General features: G+C 47.6%; 16 protein-coding genes and 1 other RNA gene. 8 read left to right on the top strand and 9 right to left on the bottom strand.

Annotated elements, in window-relative coordinates; translation table 11 throughout:
- Positions 1-22: 22 nt before the first annotated feature.
- The 3 genes from tdcC to tdcA all read right to left on the bottom strand — a co-directional run bounded on the left by tdcC (position 23) and on the right by tdcA (position 3402).
- Positions 23-1354 carry a threonine/serine transporter TdcC gene (gene tdcC, locus ACJHWK_RS04420; RefSeq protein WP_000107721.1) on the bottom strand — a complete coding sequence of 444 codons (1332 nt, stop codon included), beginning with the start codon at positions 1352-1354 and terminating at the stop codon, positions 23-25.
- Between the two features lie 21 nt (positions 1355-1375).
- Positions 1376-2365 carry a bifunctional threonine ammonia-lyase/L-serine ammonia-lyase TdcB gene (tdcB, locus tag ACJHWK_RS04415; RefSeq protein ID WP_000548347.1) on the bottom strand — a complete coding sequence of 330 codons (990 nt, stop codon included), beginning with the start codon at positions 2363-2365 and terminating at the stop codon, positions 1376-1378.
- Between the two features lie 98 nt (positions 2366-2463).
- Entirely contained in the window at positions 2464-3402 is a 939-nt protein-coding gene (tdcA, locus tag ACJHWK_RS04410) for a transcriptional regulator TdcA (RefSeq protein WP_000104211.1), read from the bottom strand.
- 314 nt (positions 3403-3716) lie between these two features.
- Here tdcA and tdcR point away from each other — a divergent pair, with 314 nt between their 5' ends.
- From tdcR to ACJHWK_RS04395, 3 genes are all read left to right on the top strand, one after another.
- Positions 3717-3935 carry a transcriptional activator TdcR gene (gene tdcR, locus ACJHWK_RS04405; protein WP_171866797.1) on the top strand — a complete coding sequence of 73 codons (219 nt, stop codon included), beginning with the start codon at positions 3717-3719 and terminating at the stop codon, positions 3933-3935.
- A gap of 255 nt (positions 3936-4190) precedes the next feature.
- The gene (yhaB, locus tag ACJHWK_RS04400; RefSeq protein ID WP_000675749.1) at positions 4191-4730 is read left to right on the top strand and encodes a protein YhaB; all 540 of its coding nucleotides are present in this window, start codon (positions 4191-4193) and stop codon (positions 4728-4730) included.
- A 21-nt stretch (positions 4731-4751) separates the two neighbouring features.
- Entirely contained in the window at positions 4752-5939 is a 1188-nt protein-coding gene (locus ACJHWK_RS04395) for a YhaC family protein (protein WP_001521377.1), read from the top strand.
- Between the two features lie 390 nt (positions 5940-6329).
- Here ACJHWK_RS04395 and rnpB read toward each other — a convergent pair.
- The 5 genes from rnpB to garP form a co-directional block, all read right to left on the bottom strand.
- An RNA gene (rnpB, locus tag ACJHWK_RS04390) (RNase P RNA component class A) lies at positions 6330-6706 on the bottom strand.
- A 32-nt stretch (positions 6707-6738) separates the two neighbouring features.
- Positions 6739-7884, bottom strand: coding sequence for a glycerate 2-kinase (garK, locus tag ACJHWK_RS04385; RefSeq protein ID WP_001521378.1), 1146 nt, complete (start codon positions 7882-7884; stop codon positions 6739-6741).
- Between the two features lie 96 nt (positions 7885-7980).
- Entirely contained in the window at positions 7981-8871 is an 891-nt protein-coding gene (gene garR, locus ACJHWK_RS04380) for a 2-hydroxy-3-oxopropionate reductase (RefSeq protein ID WP_170886166.1), read from the bottom strand.
- A 29-nt stretch (positions 8872-8900) separates the two neighbouring features.
- Positions 8901-9671 carry a 2-dehydro-3-deoxyglucarate aldolase gene (garL, locus tag ACJHWK_RS04375; RefSeq protein WP_001058227.1) on the bottom strand — a complete coding sequence of 257 codons (771 nt, stop codon included), beginning with the start codon at positions 9669-9671 and terminating at the stop codon, positions 8901-8903.
- 15 nt (positions 9672-9686) lie between these two features.
- Positions 9687-11021 (bottom strand): galactarate/glucarate/glycerate transporter GarP, encoded by a 1335-nt coding sequence (gene garP, locus ACJHWK_RS04370; RefSeq protein WP_000599651.1) that lies wholly within the window; start codon positions 11019-11021, stop codon positions 9687-9689.
- Between the two features lie 374 nt (positions 11022-11395).
- Here garP and garD point away from each other — a divergent pair, with 374 nt between their 5' ends.
- The 3 genes from garD to yhaV all read left to right on the top strand — a co-directional run bounded on the left by garD (position 11396) and on the right by yhaV (position 13915).
- Positions 11396-12967, top strand: a complete 1572-nt coding sequence (gene garD, locus ACJHWK_RS04365; protein ID WP_001273738.1) for a galactarate dehydratase — start codon at positions 11396-11398, stop codon at positions 12965-12967.
- A 148-nt stretch (positions 12968-13115) separates the two neighbouring features.
- Entirely contained in the window at positions 13116-13451 is a 336-nt protein-coding gene (gene prlF, locus ACJHWK_RS04360; protein ID WP_001307405.1) for a type II toxin-antitoxin system antitoxin PrlF, read from the top strand.
- A complete protein-coding gene (yhaV, locus tag ACJHWK_RS04355) occupies positions 13451-13915 on the top strand; it encodes a type II toxin-antitoxin system ribonuclease toxin YhaV (RefSeq protein WP_170886167.1) in 465 nt (154 codons plus the stop codon). Before prlF ends, yhaV begins: the two co-directional genes overlap by 1 nt.
- A 54-nt stretch (positions 13916-13969) precedes the next feature.
- Here yhaV and agaR read toward each other — a convergent pair whose 3' ends face one another.
- Positions 13970-14779, bottom strand: a complete 810-nt coding sequence (gene agaR, locus ACJHWK_RS04350; RefSeq protein ID WP_000072171.1) for an aga operon transcriptional regulator AgaR — start codon at positions 14777-14779, stop codon at positions 13970-13972.
- Positions 14780-15027: 248 nt separating this feature from the next.
- On the opposite strand from agaR, the gene kbaZ reads away from it, so the two are divergent.
- Together kbaZ and agaV are read left to right on the top strand one after the other, a co-directional pair.
- The gene (gene kbaZ / locus ACJHWK_RS04345) at positions 15028-16308 is read left to right on the top strand and encodes a tagatose-bisphosphate aldolase subunit KbaZ (RefSeq protein WP_410234796.1); all 1281 of its coding nucleotides are present in this window, start codon (positions 15028-15030) and stop codon (positions 16306-16308) included.
- Between the two features lie 22 nt (positions 16309-16330).
- Positions 16331-16804: a PTS N-acetylgalactosamine transporter subunit IIB gene (gene agaV, locus ACJHWK_RS04340; protein WP_001295547.1), complete on the top strand. Its 474-nt coding sequence runs from the start codon at positions 16331-16333 to the stop codon at positions 16802-16804.
- Positions 16805-16806: the final 2 nt, after the last annotated feature.

The raw sequence follows: 16806 nt of genomic DNA, 5'->3' as shown, positions 1-16806 counted from the left end.
TTTTCTCATCCTGAGTTACGGATTAAAACAGTTTGTATACGATGTTCAGGATGGTCAGCAGACCAATCACGGTAACAAACACGTTATCCAGACGACCACGGTATTTCGCCAGAGACGGCGCTTTACGAATGGCATACATCGGCAACAGGCACAGCAGTGATGCGATAATCGGTGCGCCCATGGCTTCAATCAGGTCGAGGATGTTCGGGTTGGCGTAGGCAACAACCCAGGTGGAGCCCATGATGAAGATCATGCTGAGGGTATTCAGTTTACCCAGCGACACTTTGGTTTTGTCACCTTTATAACCGAACTTCAGAATCAGGCCATTCAAGCCTTCCAGCGTCCCCAGATAGTGACCGAAGAAAGATTTGAAGATAGCCACGAGTGCGATGATGGAAGCCGCATATTCCAGTGTAATCGCGAACGTTGTTTTGGTACCGGTCATGGACGCAAAGTGGTTAGCCAGATAAGAAAGCACTGGAATATTCTGCGCTTTGGCTTCCGCCATGTTGGCCGGAGACAGCGTAAACAGGCAGCTAAAGGCAAAGAACATCACCACTGCAACCATCAGCATGCTGGCACGAGAAATGATTTGGGAGCATTTACGTTCGGTGAAGTCGCGCCCGAAGTCTTTCTCATACTCTTCACGTTTAGAAACCACGAAGGAAGAGACGATTGGCGAGAAGTTAAAGGAGAAAACCATGATGGAAATCCCCAGCCAGACAGTGATCAGGATACCGTCATGACCGGTTAACGACAGCGAACCGAGGTCAACCTGGTCGATAACTGCAGAGTTCCAGTAAGGGATCAGCGACAGAGAAATCAGCACCAGGCTGGCGATAAACGGCCATACCAGGTAGCTCATCACTTTAACCATCAGATCCTTACCAAACCAGATGACGAAAGCCATCAGCAGCAACAGGAACAGCGCCACAAAGCCGCGATTCAGCGGTGCAAAGCCGAGCTGGTTTTCCCAGAACGTCATAAAGGTATTGGTAATAGTAACGCCATAAATCCACAGCAGTGGGCAAATCGCGAAGAAGTACAGGAACGTGATAACCACGCCGCCTGTTTTACCAAAATGCTCTTCCACCGTTTCCGTAATGTTGCCGGAAGGGTTAGAGCCAGAAAGACACAGACGCGCCAGCGCCCGGTGGCAATAAAATGCGATGGGGTATGCTAATACCAACATCAGAAGAATCGGGATCAGTCCGCCAAAACCTGCGCGGATAGGGAAGAACAGCACCCCGGCGCCGATTGCCGTACCAAACAAGCCTAACGTCCATGTGGTATCTGATTTACGCCAGGACGATTGTTTTGTCTGGCTGGATACAATGCTATCTGAAGTACTCATATCCTATCCTCAACGAATTAATTAAGCGTCAACGAAACCGGTGATTTGAGAGACGCGAGAAAGATCGATATTGCCGCCGGAAATAATACTGACGGTTTTTCTGTTTTGAATATATTGGTCTAATTTACCGCTTAATAATGCAGCACATGCCAGAGCGCCTGCGCCTTCGGTGACGACTTTATTGCGCTGAATTAAGGCAATCATACTGTTTCTGATTTCATCTTCGCTGACCAGCACGATGTCATCGACTAATTCACGAACGATTTCGTAAGTTAAATTACCCGGGCGGGAGACATCACAACCATCCGCCAGGGTGCCGGTAGTTCGGTGCGTGGTTATTTCTCCGGAGTGGAAAGAAGCCGCCATGCCGTGAACGTTTTCTGACTGTACGCCAATAACACGAATGGTCGGGTTAATAGATTTTATTGCCACCGCAATACCAGCAATTAAACCGCCACCACCAATTGGCACAATCACATTATCGACATCATAGAGATCTTCCATAATTTCCAGACCAATCGTTCCCTGGCCAGCAATCACTTTCGGATCATCATAAGGTGGGATAAAAATACGGCCTTCCATTTCGACAATTTCGCTCACTTTAGCGATAGTGTCGTTGAAGTTATCACCATGCAGAACGACTTCTGCAGAGTAGTCGCACGTTGCCGCTACTTTGGATTTCGGCGCGCCTTTTGGCATCACCACTTTACCGTCGATACCCAGCATCGCGCAGGAGAGCGAAACCCCTTGCGCATGGTTGCCCGCAGAGCAGGCCACTACACCTTTACGTTTTTCCGCATCGGTCAGTGAACTTAATTTATTAAATGCGCCACGAATTTTAAATGAACCGGTACGCTGCATGTTTTCGAATTTGAGGAATATTTCACCTTTGCAACGTTCACTAAAATAGTTGGAGCGAGGCATGCCTGTTTTATAAATTCGCCCAGCCAGTCGTTGTTTTGCTTCAATGATGTCATCAATAGCAACCGGGAGATCGTATGTAATATGCATTATAAAACCTCTTAGCCTGAATTAAATATGTAGGTAACCGTAACCGACACCTGCAAAACAGACAGGTGGATTATTTATGTTTAAATAAAAACAAATAACTAACCAACTTCAATTAATTGCCTTCGTCTACACCCATTATAAGATGAATACTCTTTGGCTAATTCCACCAAAACCGATGCTGCTTTTTTAATACGATAATTTTTCGACCATACCGCGGCATATTGTGCCACAGGTAATGTTTCTTCAACCGGAATAGTAATAAATTGATTTGAACCAAAAGGTGATGTCATATCACAAGGAATTACAGTTAAGAAATCAGCATTGAGAACAAGATTATAAATTGTCACGACTGAGTCGGTTTTAACGATGTTTTCAATACTGATGCCATTTCTTTGTAACGTAGTAAGTAGCTCGCTGTAGTACCCCATATTGGTTTGTGGCAACACCCACTGTTCGTTCTTCAACGACTCCAGCGTGGTGGTACCGGTGCATGTTCGGGACTTACTGGCTACCAGCACAAACTCGGACTCGAACAGCGGCTCAACATGTAAATCCTGAAGCTTCATTTCTGCGCTTAACGTACCAATCGCAAAATCCAGTCGACCGTCGCGGATTGCCGGTAAGAACGAAGACAGTTGCGCTTCATACATAGAAACCTGCGCTTTCGGGAACACCTCTTTGAACTTGTTGATCATCCCTGACATAAAAGTAAAACCAATCAATGAAGGAAAACCAAATGAGACTTCCACCACCGCCTCAGAAGACATACCGCTTATCTCATTAACCATATTTTTCATTTCACGGGTAATGGATTCGGAACGGGAGAGTAACAATTGACCGGCAGGTGTTAATGTTACACCGGTATTTTTCCGCACCACTAATTCCACGCCAAAATAATCTTCAATATCGTTAATGATTTTACTGACGGCCGGTTGAGTTAACCCTAATTCTTTTGCAGCCGAGCCGATAGAGCCACTTCTAATGACTTCCTGAAAGACTACCAGGTGCTGCGTTTTCGGAAGAAGAATAGTGCTCATAACGACCTACGTTAATTACCTCATTGACGGCATGAAGTGTATCAAAATGAAATGAACAGGATATGTGCGACCACTCACAAATTAACTTTCAATACTTTTCAGGGTATCGTTATTCCAATTAAATATCTTTATATATCAATAAGTTAAAGCATAAAAATCAGCATAAACCCTGATTTTTGTCAAAAAAAATGACGGGGATAACCATATTTTATGGCGATAACATTATTCGTTATGTGGTTAATACAAAAAAGGGGCTGAGACCATATTTCAAGCAATTACCGGATAATTACCAGGCAAATTTTGAGTTAAATTTAATGAGCAAGTTCTCAAATTTTATTATAAATAAATCATTTTCAGCGATAAATAATGCGGCACGTCACATTTTTTCACGCTATTTGTTGGAGAACAAACATTTATTTTATCAATATTTTAAAATTTCGAATACAGGTATTGATCATCTCGAACAATTGATTAACGTCAACTTTTTCTCTTCTGACAGGACGTCATTTTGTGAATGCAATCGTTTTCCATAAATTCTTCTCCCCTCATAGGTGACGAATAGCATTTTGTGTTGAGGATCACAAAACGAATAATTGCTGGTCGCCGCGATAAGGTCAGCCAAAGACAACAAGGGGAATTTTCACAGAGCTTTTGATCGGCGTAGGCCACAGAATGTTGCTTCGTTTACTGTAATGCCGGGTAAATGAGCGTTTTTTGATAGTGCGAAAGTGCCGTGCGAGGAAAATAAGCATCTATTATTGTTTGTCATGATGACAAGGCAGGCATCAATGAAAGGCTTCCCAATTGCACATATTTTTCACCCTTCAATCCCGCCAATGCACGCAGTGGTTAACAATCACAACAGAAATATTGATTATTGGACGGTAAAAAGAAAGTTTGCAGAAATTGTCTCCACCAATGACGTTAATAAAATATACAGTATAAGTAATGAACTGCGGAGAGTATTATCTGCAATTACTGCATTGAACTTCTATCAAGGCGATGTTCCTTCTGTCATGATTCGAATCCAACCGGAAAATATGAGTCCATTCATCATAGATATTTCTACAGGAGAACATGACGATTATATCATACAAACATTAGATGTAGGCACTTTTGCACCTTTTGGCGAACAATGTACTTGCTCAGCCGTCAATAAAAAAGAGCTGGAGTGTATTAAGGAGACGATTTCTAAGTATTGTGCAAAATTCACCCGAAAAGAAGCCATCTTAACCCCCCCTACGTACTTTAATAAAACCGCCATTCCTTCAGATTGTTGGCAAATTCTCTTTTTTTCACCCGATCATTTTAATAATGATTTTTATTGATTATTTATGAAGGATAAAATAATGTCCCCTGTTTCATCAATTGGTAATGATATTAGTAGTGATTTAGCCCGTCGAAAAATGAATGACCTTCCTGAAAGCCCCATAGGAAATAACCTCGAAGCACTAGCACCAGGCATAGAAAAACTAAAACAGACCTCTATTGAAATGGTCACTTTACTTAACGCGTTACAACCAGGTGGGAAATGCATTATCACTGGTGATTTTCAAAAAGAATTAGCGTACTTACAAAATGTAATTCTTTATAATGACTCCTCTCTTCGTATGGATTTTTTTGGTTATAACGCCCGAATTATTCAACGATCAGACAATACCTGTGAACTTACAATTAATGAACCGTTAAAAAACCAGGAAATATCCACAGGCAATATCAATGTTAATTGCCCATTGAAAGACATTTACAATGAAATCAGGAGGTTGAACGTAATCTTTAGTTGTGGGACTGGAGGTATAGTTGATCTATCCTCTCTGGACTTACGGAATGTCGATTTAGAACTTTATGATTTTACAGATAAACATATGGCCAATACAATTTTAAATCCTTTTAAATTGGATGACACAGATTTTACTAATGCCAACATGTTTCAGGTAAATTTCGTTAGTTCAAAACAAAACGCCACAATCTCATGGGATTATTTACTAAAAATAACGCCTGTTATAACAAGCATTAACGATATGTATTCTGAAGAAAAAATTAAGCTTGTCGAAAGTTGTTTAAATGCGCTTGGAGATATTACCGAAGAACAATTAAAAATTATGAGACTTGCAATTATAGAATCTATACCAAGAGCAACTCTAACAGATGAATTAGAAAATGAATTAACAAAAGAAATATATAAAAGCTCATCGAAAATTAACAATTACTTGAGCAGAATTAAATTACCAGAGATGAAAGCATTCTCATTAGAAAAAATAGATTATTACATCGATATAATCATTAAAGATTATGAAAGCGTCAAAGAAAATGCTTATCTAATCGTTCCAAAAATTAATTACAATACAGATTTAAACATAGAGGACTCTAGCTCAGAGGAATTCCTTCCAGATAATACAATCGAGAAAGACGAAAATTCTCCAGACAATTGCTTTGAAGTCGTAAAATATAATACATATGAAGCTTATAACTCAGAGAAGCAATATTATACCAGAGAGGACTATACGTATGATTACGACCTTTTAAATGCAATATAGACTTAATAACTTCTTACAAAGTCTATTATTAATACCGTAGATATTCATCTTACCCTGTGCACCAAAAGCAAAAACTTATCGACGCGGGTTTGAAACTGATTGCAACCGCAAAAATGCCTGATGCGCTACGCTTATCAGGCCTACGCCATCTCTGCAATATATTGAATTTGCGTGCTTTTGTAGGCAGGATAAGGCGTTCACGCCGCATCCGGCATGAATAAAGCGCACTCAACAATCTGAAACCCGCCAGTTTACGCTGCCGGGTTTTCGTTAAAAGAGGTGAAACTGACCAATAAGCCGCTTTCTTTTGAGTATAGTGTCGTGGACAGTCATTCATCTTTCTGCCCCTCCAAAAGCAAAAACCCGCCGAAGCGGGTTTTTACGTAAATCAGGTGAAACTGACCGATAAGCCGGGTTCTGTCGTGGACAGTCATTCATCTAGGCCAGCAATCGCTCACTGGCTCAAGCAGCCTACCCGGGTTCAGTACGGGCCGTACCTTATGAACCCCTATTTGGCCTTGCTCCGGGTGGAGTTTACCGTGCCACGGACTGTTACCAGCCGCGCGGTGCGCTCTTACCGCACCCTTTCACCCTTACCTGATCCCGCTTGCGCGGGCCATCGGCGGTTTGCTCTCTGTTGCACTGGTCGTGGGTTTCCCCCCCAGGCGTTACCTGGCACCCTGCCCTATGGAGCCCGGACTTTCCTCCCCTCCGCCCGTCTCCCCCGAAGAGGACGACGACGAAGCGGCGACTGTCTGGTCAGCTTCGGCGCGCAGTATAGAGGGTTTGCGCGCCCTTGTCACCCCGCGTTGCGCATTCCAATCGCCAGTGTCGCGGCGATATTACGTGAAGCACGGTAAATATTGTCATAAGCCCCGCGGAATGCTTCGTCCAACGTACCAATACTGGTCAATACGCTGAAGACCGCATCAATGCCATGCTGATGTACAACGCCAACATCATTGGTCAGGCTACCCGCAATGCCAATCACCGGTTTATTGTACTTTTTCGCCACGTTTGCGACGCCAATCGGAACCTTGCCGTGTATACTCTGGCTGTCAATACGCCCTTCACCGGTGATCACTAGCGTACAATCGTGAATATGTTCCTCCAGATTCAGCGCCGTAGTGACGATTTCAATACCACTTTTCAGTTCCGCACCAAGAAACGCCATTAGCGCCGCGCCCATACCACCCGCAGCTCCTGCGCCGGGGACATCTTTCACATCAACATGCAGCGCTTTTTTAATGACATCGGCATAGTGAGAGAGGTTATTGTCCAGCTCAACAATCATCGCTTCACTGGCTCCCTTTTGTGGGCCAAAGATGCGCGATGCACCGTTATCGCCCACCAGCGGATTGGTGACATCACAAGCGACGCGAATGACGCAATCTTTTAAGCGCGGATCGAGGCCGGAAATATCAATATCATTCAGAGTATTAAGACTACCGCCGCCAAAACCAATTTCATTGCCGTTGGCGTCGCATAATTTCGCCCCCAGCGCCTGTACCATGCCTGCACCGCCATCATTTGTAGCGCTACCGCCAATGCCGATAATAATGTTTGTCGCGCCGCTCTCCAGCGCCTGCAGGATTAACTCGCCTGTGCCGCGTGAAGTGGTCACGAGTGGATCGCGTTTTTCCGCAGGTACCAGCTCCAGCCCACTGGCCGCCGCCATTTCAATAAACGCGGTTTTGCCATCGCCGGAGATCCCCCAACTGGCATTCACCTTCTCGCCCAGCGGCCCTGTAACCCAGGCGTGACGTTCGGAACCCTGGGTGGCTGCAATCATCGCTTCCACCGTTCCTTCGCCACCGTCGGCAACCGGAACAGAAACGTACTGTGCATCAGGAAAAATTTCCCGAAATCCTTTTTCTATCGCCTGCGCAACCTCGCTGGCAGATAAACTTTCTTTATAAGAGTCTGGGGCGATTACGATTTTCATACCTATGCCTGTTACCACATGACGCCGGAGGGCGTTTCTCTTATTCGGCCTGGATTCCAAGCCCGGATTGCAATACGCCATCCGGGCACGACGTCATTAACGAGTAACTTCGACTTTCGCCAGTTTTTCGTAGTAGCACGCCAGGGCGCTATGATCTGCCGTTCCTAAACCATCTGCTCGCACTGCCTGCATCATCTCCATAACCGCAGCTGTGAGCGGCAGTTGCGCGCCGACGCCGTGGGAAGTATCCAGCGCATTTTCCAGATCCTTAATATGCAGATCAATACGGAAGCCCGGCTTGAAGTTGCGGTCCATCACCATCGGCGCTTTGGCATCCAGCACGGTACTGCCCGCCAGTCCACCGCGAATTGCCTGATACACCAAATCCGGGTTAACGCCCGCTTTGGTTGCCAGCGTTAACGCTTCTGACATCGCGGCAATATTCAGCGCCACAATGACCTGATTTGCCAGTTTGGTGACGTTACCTGCACCGATTTCCCCGGTATGCACCACGGAACCCGCCATCGCTTTCATCAAATCATAGTATTTGTCGAAAATAGCCTTGTCGCCGCCCACCATCACTGACAGCGTACCGTCGATAGCTTTCGGTTCACCGCCGCTCACCGGAGCATCCAGCATATCAATGCCTTTCGCTTTCAGCGCTTCGCTGATTTCACGGCTTGCCAGCGGTGCGATAGAACTCATATCGATCAATACCGTACCTGGCTTCGCGCCTTCAATAATGCCATTCTCACCCAGCGCCACCTCTTTCACATGAGGGGAGTTTGGTAGCATGGTTATGATGACGTCGCACTGTTCAGCGATCGCTTTAGCCGTAGAGGCTGTTTCTGCACCTGCAGCAATCACGTCAGCAATAGCTTCTGGGTTACGGTCAGCAACCACCAGCGAGTAACCTGCTTTCAGAAGGTTTTTACTCATTGGTTTACCCATAATCCCCAGGCCAATAAAACCAACTTTCATAGTCATATCAATCATCTCTCTTGTTGCGGTGGTGGTTATTTTTTAAAGGTATCAGCCAGTTTCTGAGTGGCAGAGCGGAAGACGCCGAGATCGCTGCCGACAGCCACAAACGTCGCACCCCATTCCAGATAACGACGCGCATCGGCTTCGACCGGTGCGAGGATACCGCTGGGTTTGCCGTGCGCACTGGCACGGTTAAAAATATGCTGAATTGCTTTTTGTACATCCGGGTGCGAGGCATTGCCGAGATGGCCTAATGCCGCAGCCAGATCGCTGGGGCCGACGAAGATACCGTCTACGCCTTCGGTAGCGGCAATGGCATCGACGTTATCTACGCCCTGCTGACTTTCTATCTGGACCAGAATGGTGATGTTCTTGTTCGACTGAGCGAAATAATCCGCCACGGTGCCAAACATATTGGCGCGGTGAGAAACGGAGACGCCGCGAATGCCTTCCGGTGGGTAACGGGTTGATGCCACCGCCTGCTCTGCTTCCTCTTTTGTTTCTACAAAAGGAATCAGGAAGTTATAGAAACCGATATCCAGAAGACGCTTAATAATTACCGGCTCGTTGGTCGGCACTCGCACTACTGGCGCGCTGGCGCTGCCTTTCAGGGCCATTAACTGCGGAATAAACGTGGAGATATCGTTTGGCGCATGTTCGCCATCCAGCACCAGCCAGTCAAACCCAGCCAAACCAAGAACTTCAGTGCTAATCGGGTTAGAGAGTGCTGACCAGCAACCAATTTGTACCTGTTTCGCAGCCAGTGCGGCTTTGAATTTATTCGGGAAAACATCGTTATTCATCGCTTATACCTTTGCTTATTTCTGCAATTCCATACGTTTAATGTCGCCAACTACAAAGAGGTAGCAGACCATCGCCATCAGCGCTGAACATCCCACGAAAACCAGTGCTGCATTGAAGGAGTGCAGTTCACTTACCAGATAGCCAATCACCAGTGGAGTGACAATGGAGGCAACATTGCCAAAGACGTTAAAGACGCCGCCGCAGAGGCCAACAATCTCTTTCGGCGCGGTGTCAGAAATTACCGGCCAGCCCAGCGCACCAAATCCTTTGCCAAAGAAAGCCAGCGCCATCAGCATGACCACCAGCGTGGTGTTGTTGGTGTAGTTACATAAGATGATGGTGGAAGCCAGCAACATTCCCAGCACAATCGGTAGCTTACGTGCCAGGGTCAGGGACAAACCGCGTTTGATCAGATAATCCGAGAAGACACCTCCCAGCACGCCGCCCGCAAAGCCACACAGTGCCGGAATCGAGGCGACCAGACCCACTTTCAGAATCGACATGCCTTTTTCCTGCACCAGATAAATTGGGAACCAGGTGAGGAAAAACCAGGTGATGGTGTTGATAAAATATTGTCCGAAAAATACGCCCAGCATCATGCGGTTAGAGAGCAATTGCTTGATGTAATGCAGTTTGGGACCGCTTGCTGCCGCACTGCCCGGCTTTTTATGGTCCATATCGACCACCGCGCCATTTTCTGAGATAAACTTCAGCTCTTCCGCAGACATACGTGGGTGATCTGTCGGGTTATGAATCAACTTGATCCACAGCGCCGTCAGCACAAAACCAATTACCCCCATAACGGTAAAGACGTGCTCCCAGCCCCAGGCGAAAGTCAGCCAGCCAAGCAGCGGCGAAAAGAGCGCCAGCGAGAAATATTGCGCCGAGTTAAAGATGGCGGAGGCAGTACCACGTTCTTTCGTCGGGAACCAGGCGGCGACAATACGGGCGTTCGCCGGGAATGATGGCGCTTCCGAGAACCCCAGCATAAAGCGCATAAAGAACATGGAGATCCCTGCCCAGGCCAACGGGAACATATCAACAAAGCCTTGCAGGAAGGTGAACAGCGACCAGAAAAAGAGGCTGTAGGTGTAAACTTTTTTCGAGCCAAACTTATCAAGCAACCAGCCGCCGGGGATTTGCATCAGCAGGTAGGCCCAGCCAAAAGCGGAGAAGATGTAACCCATCGAAACCGCACTTAACTGCAACTCTTTTGCCACTTCGGTACCAGCAATAGACAGCGTTGCACGATCGGCGTAGTTAACGGCGGTAACAATAAAAATAATCAGTAATATTAAATAGCGGGTATGCACGCCTTTCTTTTTTACGTCAACGGTGTCTAGAATCATTTTATTTACCTCGGGTACTTATGCTGATTTTTATTATTATGGGGAAGGTGTTATTTATGAGTTTTATTTATGCCGTTACGGCAATGAACTCGGGAATTAGTATAAGCAGCGCGAGAATAATAATCATTGTGCAAATGCTAATTTAATTAATACTATTTAAATATTATTTTGAGCATATGCACATAAGGTTGCGCGCTAAAGCACAGATTTGCGCTTTACCTTACCGTGCGGCACTGCAATCCCTGAAATGATTGACATTGATCACATTTCTGCGTTTAAACTCCTGACATTCTTATTTCACCCAATGAAGTCATTTATTTTTAAATGAGACCAGGTCCTCATTTTAATAACCCCTGGCTGGAGAATATTGCACAATGGCCAACATCGAAATCAGACAAGAAACGCCAACTGCGTTTTATATAAAAGTTCACGACACAGATAATGTGGCAATTATTGTTAATGATAATGGCCTGAAAGCAGGAACGCGTTTTCCGGATGGGCTGGAATTAATTGAACATATTCCCCAGGGGCATAAAGTCGCATTGCTGGACATTCCGGCTAATGGTGAAATTATTCGTTATGGCGAAGTGATTGGTTACGCCGTGCGCGCAATCCCACGCGGAAGCTGGATCGACGAATCAATGGTTGTACTACCGGAAGCGCCGCCGTTACACACGCTGCCACTGGCAACCAAAGTCCCGGCCCCCTTACCGCCACTGGAAGGATACACCTTTGAGGGCTATCGCAATGCCGATGGCAGCGTGGGCACCAAAAACCTGCTCGGCATCACCACCAGCGTCCACTGTGTGGCAGGCGTGGTGGACTATGTAGTAAAAATCATTGAACGCGATCTGCTACCGAAATACCCGAACGTCGATGGCGTGGTGGGGCTGAATCATTTGTACGGCTGTGGCGTGGCGATTAATGCACCGGCGGCAGTGGTGCCTATTCGTACCATCCACAATATTTCGCTGAACCCTAACTTTGGCGGCGAAGTAATGGTGATTGGTCTGGGTTGTGAAAAGTTGCAGCCTGAGCGCCTGCTGACTGGAACGGATGATGTGCAAGCTATTCCAGTAGAAAGCGCCAGCATTGTCAGTTTGCAGGATGAAAAGCATGTCGGCTTTCAGTCCATGGTCGAGGATATTTTGCAGGTCGCCGAACGCCATTTGCACAAACTGAATCAACGGCAGCGAGAAACCTGTCCGGCTTCAGAACTGGTTGTCGGCATGCAGTGCGGCGGCAGCGATGCGTTTTCTGGCGTAACGGCAAACCCGGCGGTTGGGTATGCGTCTGATCTACTGGTGCGCTGCGGCGCAACGGTGATGTTTTCAGAAGTCACGGAAGTGCGTGACGCGATCCATCTGCTGACACCACGCGCAGTGAACGAAGAGGTCGGCAAACGGCTGCTGGAGGAGATGGAGTGGTACGATAACTATCTCAATATGGGAAAAACCGACCGCAGCGCCAACCCTTCGCCGGGCAACAAGAAAGGCGGTCTGGCAAACGTGGTGGAGAAAGCGCTCGGCTCCATTGCTAAATCGGGTAAAAGTGCAATTGTTGAAGTGCTGTCGCCCGGTCAACGCCCGACTAAACGCGGATTAATTTACGCCGCGACGCCAGCCAGCGATTTTGTCTGTGGCACGCAACAGGTGGCTTCAGGGATTACCGTGCAAGTGTTTACGACCGGTCGCGGTACGCCGTACGGCCTGATGGCGGTACCCGTCATTAAAATGGCGACCCGCACCGAGCTGGCGAACCGCTGGTTTGATTTAATGGATATTAATGCGGGCACCATCGCTACCGGCGAAGAAACTATTGAAGAGGTGGGCTGGAAGTTGTTCCACTTTATTCTCGACGTCGCCAGCGGGAAGAAGAAAACCTTCTCAGATCAATGGGGACTGCATAACCAGCTGGCGGTGTTTAACCCAGCACCGGTGACCTGATTTCTTTTGGAACGTCCCTCGCAAAACATGGCCTTAGTGCCATGTTTTTATTGTTTAAAGTCCCCACGTCCATTAATAATGCATTTGCATTACCTTAGTTCAAGCTTATAATTTGAGCAGAAAACAGGCTGTAAAAGGACAGTGAATCATGCCCGCTAATGCTCGCTCTCACGCTGTACTGACCACTGAATCAAAGGTCACGATACGCGGACAAACAACTATCCCCGCGCCAGTGCGTGAGGCCTTAAAACTGAAGCCAGGCCAGGACAGCATTCATTACGAAATTCTGCCTGGTGGGCAAGTATTTATGTGCCGACTGGGAGATGAACAGGAGGATCATACTATGAATGCATTTTTGCGTTTTCTGGATGCAGATATCCAGAACAACCCGCAAAAAACTCGTCCATTCAACATTCAACAAGGAAAGAAACTTGTCGCTGGCATGGACGTCAACATTGATGATGAGATTGGCGACGACGAATAATGGATTTTCCACAAAGGGTTAATGGTTGGGCGCTATATGCTCATCCCTGTTTTCAGGAAACCTACGACGCTTTAGTTGCCGAAGTCGAGACATTAAAGGGAAAAGATCCTGAAAATTATCAGAGAAAAGCCGCCACAAAGTTATTGGCGGTAGTCCATGAAGTGATTGAGGAGCATATCACGGTCAATCCATCATCACCGGCATTCCGTCATGGCAAGTCGTTAGGCTCTGGGAAAAATAAAGACTGGTCACGGGTAAAATTTGGTGCTGGTCGTTATCGTCTCTTCTTTCGTTATAGTGAAAAAGAGAAAGTCATCATTCTGGGATGGATGAACGATGAAAACACTCTGCGCACCTACGGTAAAAAAACAGATGCCTATACCGTATTCAGCAAAATGTTAAAAAGAGGACATCCTCCTGCCGACTGGGAAACCCTCACCCGAGAGACAGAAGAACCCCATTGATGGTGTTCACAATGCCCGCCGAACGCATTCGTGTTGACCAGCGGGCACCCTTTCTCACTCCCCGACCAGAATCACTTCAACCCCAGCCTTTCGCAGCCCTTCCAGGCTATCCGCAGGAATGCCTTCATCAACAATGATCATGTCGATACGTTGAGTATCAATGATCTTATGTAAACTGGAACGATTGAATTTACTGGAATCGGTGACCACGATGATCCGTTCCGCAACTTCGCACATCCGGCGGTTTAAACGGGCTTCATCTTCATTATGCGTACTGACGCCGCGCTCCAGATCGATCGCATCTACGCCAAGAAACAGCATATCGAAGTGGTAATTTTGCAGCGATTGTTCAGCCTGATCGCCGTAAAAAGATTGCGACTGACGGCGCAAATGCCCGCCGGTCATCAGCAGCTCAACGCCTTCCGCTTCCAGCAACGCATTAGCCACGTTCATACCGTTGGTCATCGCAATTACGTCAGTGTGCTTGCGCATCAGACGAGCAATCTCAAAAGTGGTGGTCCCGGAATCGAGGATCACCCGATGACCTGGCTGAATCAACTCAACGGCAGCTTTCGCAACGCTGCGTTTCATCGCGGTGTTCAGCGCGCTTTTATCTTCCACTGATGGCTCGACTGACGGCGTGGTGCTATCGCAGATCAACGCGCCGCCATAGGCACGCACAGCGATCCCCTGCTTTTCCAGAAACGCCAGATCGTTGCGGATCGTCACAGTAGATACGCCATACAATGCCGACAGATCGTTAACCTGCACACTCCCTTGCTGTCGCAGACGCTGAATGATCTGTTCTCGTCGCTCGCTGGTGCCTGTCATTCGCTTCTCACCTGAAGCGTCGGTATTACTCATAGTAAGTCCTTTCGTAAAACTTTCGTTTCATTTCGTTTTGCCTATTAACGCCTTTCTATTAAGCAAATGCAAGCCCACCTTACCCATTGGCGCAAGCTACTCTCGTTTCAGTGGCTTTCATTATGTTTCTTTTGTGAATCAGATCAGAAAACTATTATCTTTCGTTTTATTTTTATCTCACCATGGCGCAGTATCAACTGAAACAAAACGAAAGATTAATATCGCAGTAATCTGAACTGGAGAGGAAAGTGAAACATCTGACAGAAATGGTGAGACAGCACAAAGAGGGCAAAACAAATGGGATTTATGCCGTTTGTTCCGCACATCCGCTGGTGCTGGAAGCTGCAATCCGCTACGCCAGTGCAAACCAAACGCCGTTACCGATTGAAGCAACCTCCAATCAGGTAGACCAGTTCGGCGGTTATACCGGAATGACGCCCGCCGATTTTCGCGGCTTTGTTTGTCAGCTCGCCGACTCGTTGAATTTCCCACAGGATGCGTTGATTCTGGGTGGCGACCATCTGGGTCCAAACCGCTGGCAAAGCCTGCCTGCCGCTCAGGCAATGGCCAATGCCGATGATTTGATTAAAAGCTACGTGGCGGCAGGATTCAAAAAAATTCACCTTGATTGCAGCATGTCCTGTCAGGACGATCCAATTCCCTTAACTGATGACATCGTGGCTGAACGCGCCGCACGTCTGGCGAAAGTGGCGGAAGAAACCTGTCTTGAACACTTTGGCGAAGCCGATCTGGAGTATGTCATTGGTACCGAAGTACCGGTACCTGGCGGCGCGCATGAAACCTTAAGCGAGCTGGCGGTCACCACGCCGGATGCCGCCCGCGCCACGCTGGAAGCCCATCGTCACGCCTTTGAAAAGCAAGGTTTGAATGCCATCTGGTCACGCATCATTGCCCTGGTGGTTCAACCCGGCGTCGAATTCGATCACACCAACGTTATTGATTATCAGCCCGCCAAAGCGAGCGCCTTAAGCCAGATGGTCGAAAACTACGAAACGCTGATTTTCGAAGCGCACTCTACCGATTATCAAACGCCGCAATCGCTGCGCCAGCTGGTGATTGACCACTTTGCCATTCTGAAAGTTGGCCCGGCGCTGACCTTCGCCCTGCGTGAAGCTCTGTTCTCTCTGGCGGCGATTGAAGAAGAACTGGTACCAGCGAAAGCCTGTTCCGGTCTGCGTCAGGTGCTGGAAAACGTGATGCTCGACCGCCCGGAATACTGGCAAAGCCACTACCACGGTGACGGCAACGCACGTCGCCTGGCGCGTGGTTATAGCTACTCGGATCGCGTGCGCTATTACTGGCCGGACAGCCAGATTGATGACGCTTTCGCTCATCTGGTTCGTAATCTGGCGGATTCACCAATTCCGCTACCGCTCATCAGCCAGTATCTGCCGCTGCAATACGTGAAAGTTCGCTCCGGCAAGCTGCAACCGACGCCACGGGAACTCATTATCAACCATATTCAGGACATCCTGGCGCAGTACCACACAGCCTGTGAAGGCCAATAAGCAAAACAAAGAGGAACACGCTATGCCAAATATTGTTTTAAGCCGGATTGATGAACGCTTGATTCACGGTCAGGTCGGCGTTCAGTGGGTCGGATTTGCGGGGGCAAATCTGGTGCTGGTAGCCAACGATGAGGTTGCCGAAGATCCGGTACAACAAAACCTGATGGAAATGGTACTGGCAGAAGGGATCGCCGTACGTTTCTGGACGCTGCAAAAAGTCATCGACAACATTCATCGCGCCGCCGATCGACAGAAAATCCTGCTGGTTTGTAAAACACCTGCCGATTTCCTGACGCTGGTGAAAGGTGGCGTTCCGGTGAATCGCATTAACGTTGGCAATATGCACTACGCCAATGGCAAGCAACAAATCGCCAAAACGGTTTCTGTGGATGCGGGCGATATCGCAGCATTTAACGACCTGAAAGCCGCTGGGGTGGAATGCTTCGTTCAGGGCGTCCCGACAGAGCCTGCTGTGGACCTCTTTAAATTACTTTGAGG

Source organism: Escherichia sp. WS547 (assembly GCF_046486065.1).
GTDB lineage: Bacteria > Pseudomonadota > Gammaproteobacteria > Enterobacterales > Enterobacteriaceae > Escherichia > Escherichia coli.
This window is presented reverse-complemented; position numbering and strand designations above follow the sequence as displayed.

Coding starts and splice junctions, on each gene's coding strand:
- tdcC (WP_000107721.1), bottom strand. CDS start 1,354: ATGAGTACTTCAGATAGCATTGTATCCAGCCAGACAAAACAATCGTCC.
- tdcB (WP_000548347.1), bottom strand. CDS start 2,365: ATGCATATTACATACGATCTCCCGGTTGCTATTGATGACATCATTGAA.
- tdcA (WP_000104211.1), bottom strand. CDS start 3,402: ATGAGCACTATTCTTCTTCCGAAAACGCAGCACCTGGTAGTCTTTCAG.
- tdcR (WP_171866797.1), top strand. CDS start 3,717: ATGAGCAAGTTCTCAAATTTTATTATAAATAAATCATTTTCAGCGATA.
- yhaB (WP_000675749.1), top strand. CDS start 4,191: ATGAAAGGCTTCCCAATTGCACATATTTTTCACCCTTCAATCCCGCCA.
- ACJHWK_RS04395 (WP_001521377.1), top strand. CDS start 4,752: ATGTCCCCTGTTTCATCAATTGGTAATGATATTAGTAGTGATTTAGCC.
- garK (WP_001521378.1), bottom strand. CDS start 7,884: ATGAAAATCGTAATCGCCCCAGACTCTTATAAAGAAAGTTTATCTGCC.
- garR (WP_170886166.1), bottom strand. CDS start 8,871: ATGACTATGAAAGTTGGTTTTATTGGCCTGGGGATTATGGGTAAACCA.
- garL (WP_001058227.1), bottom strand. CDS start 9,671: ATGAATAACGATGTTTTCCCGAATAAATTCAAAGCCGCACTGGCTGCG.
- garP (WP_000599651.1), bottom strand. CDS start 11,021: ATGATTCTAGACACCGTTGACGTAAAAAAGAAAGGCGTGCATACCCGC.
- garD (WP_001273738.1), top strand. CDS start 11,396: ATGGCCAACATCGAAATCAGACAAGAAACGCCAACTGCGTTTTATATA.
- prlF (WP_001307405.1), top strand. CDS start 13,116: ATGCCCGCTAATGCTCGCTCTCACGCTGTACTGACCACTGAATCAAAG.
- yhaV (WP_170886167.1), top strand. CDS start 13,451: ATGGATTTTCCACAAAGGGTTAATGGTTGGGCGCTATATGCTCATCCC.
- agaR (WP_000072171.1), bottom strand. CDS start 14,779: ATGAGTAATACCGACGCTTCAGGTGAGAAGCGAATGACAGGCACCAGC.
- agaV (WP_001295547.1), top strand. CDS start 16,331: ATGCCAAATATTGTTTTAAGCCGGATTGATGAACGCTTGATTCACGGT.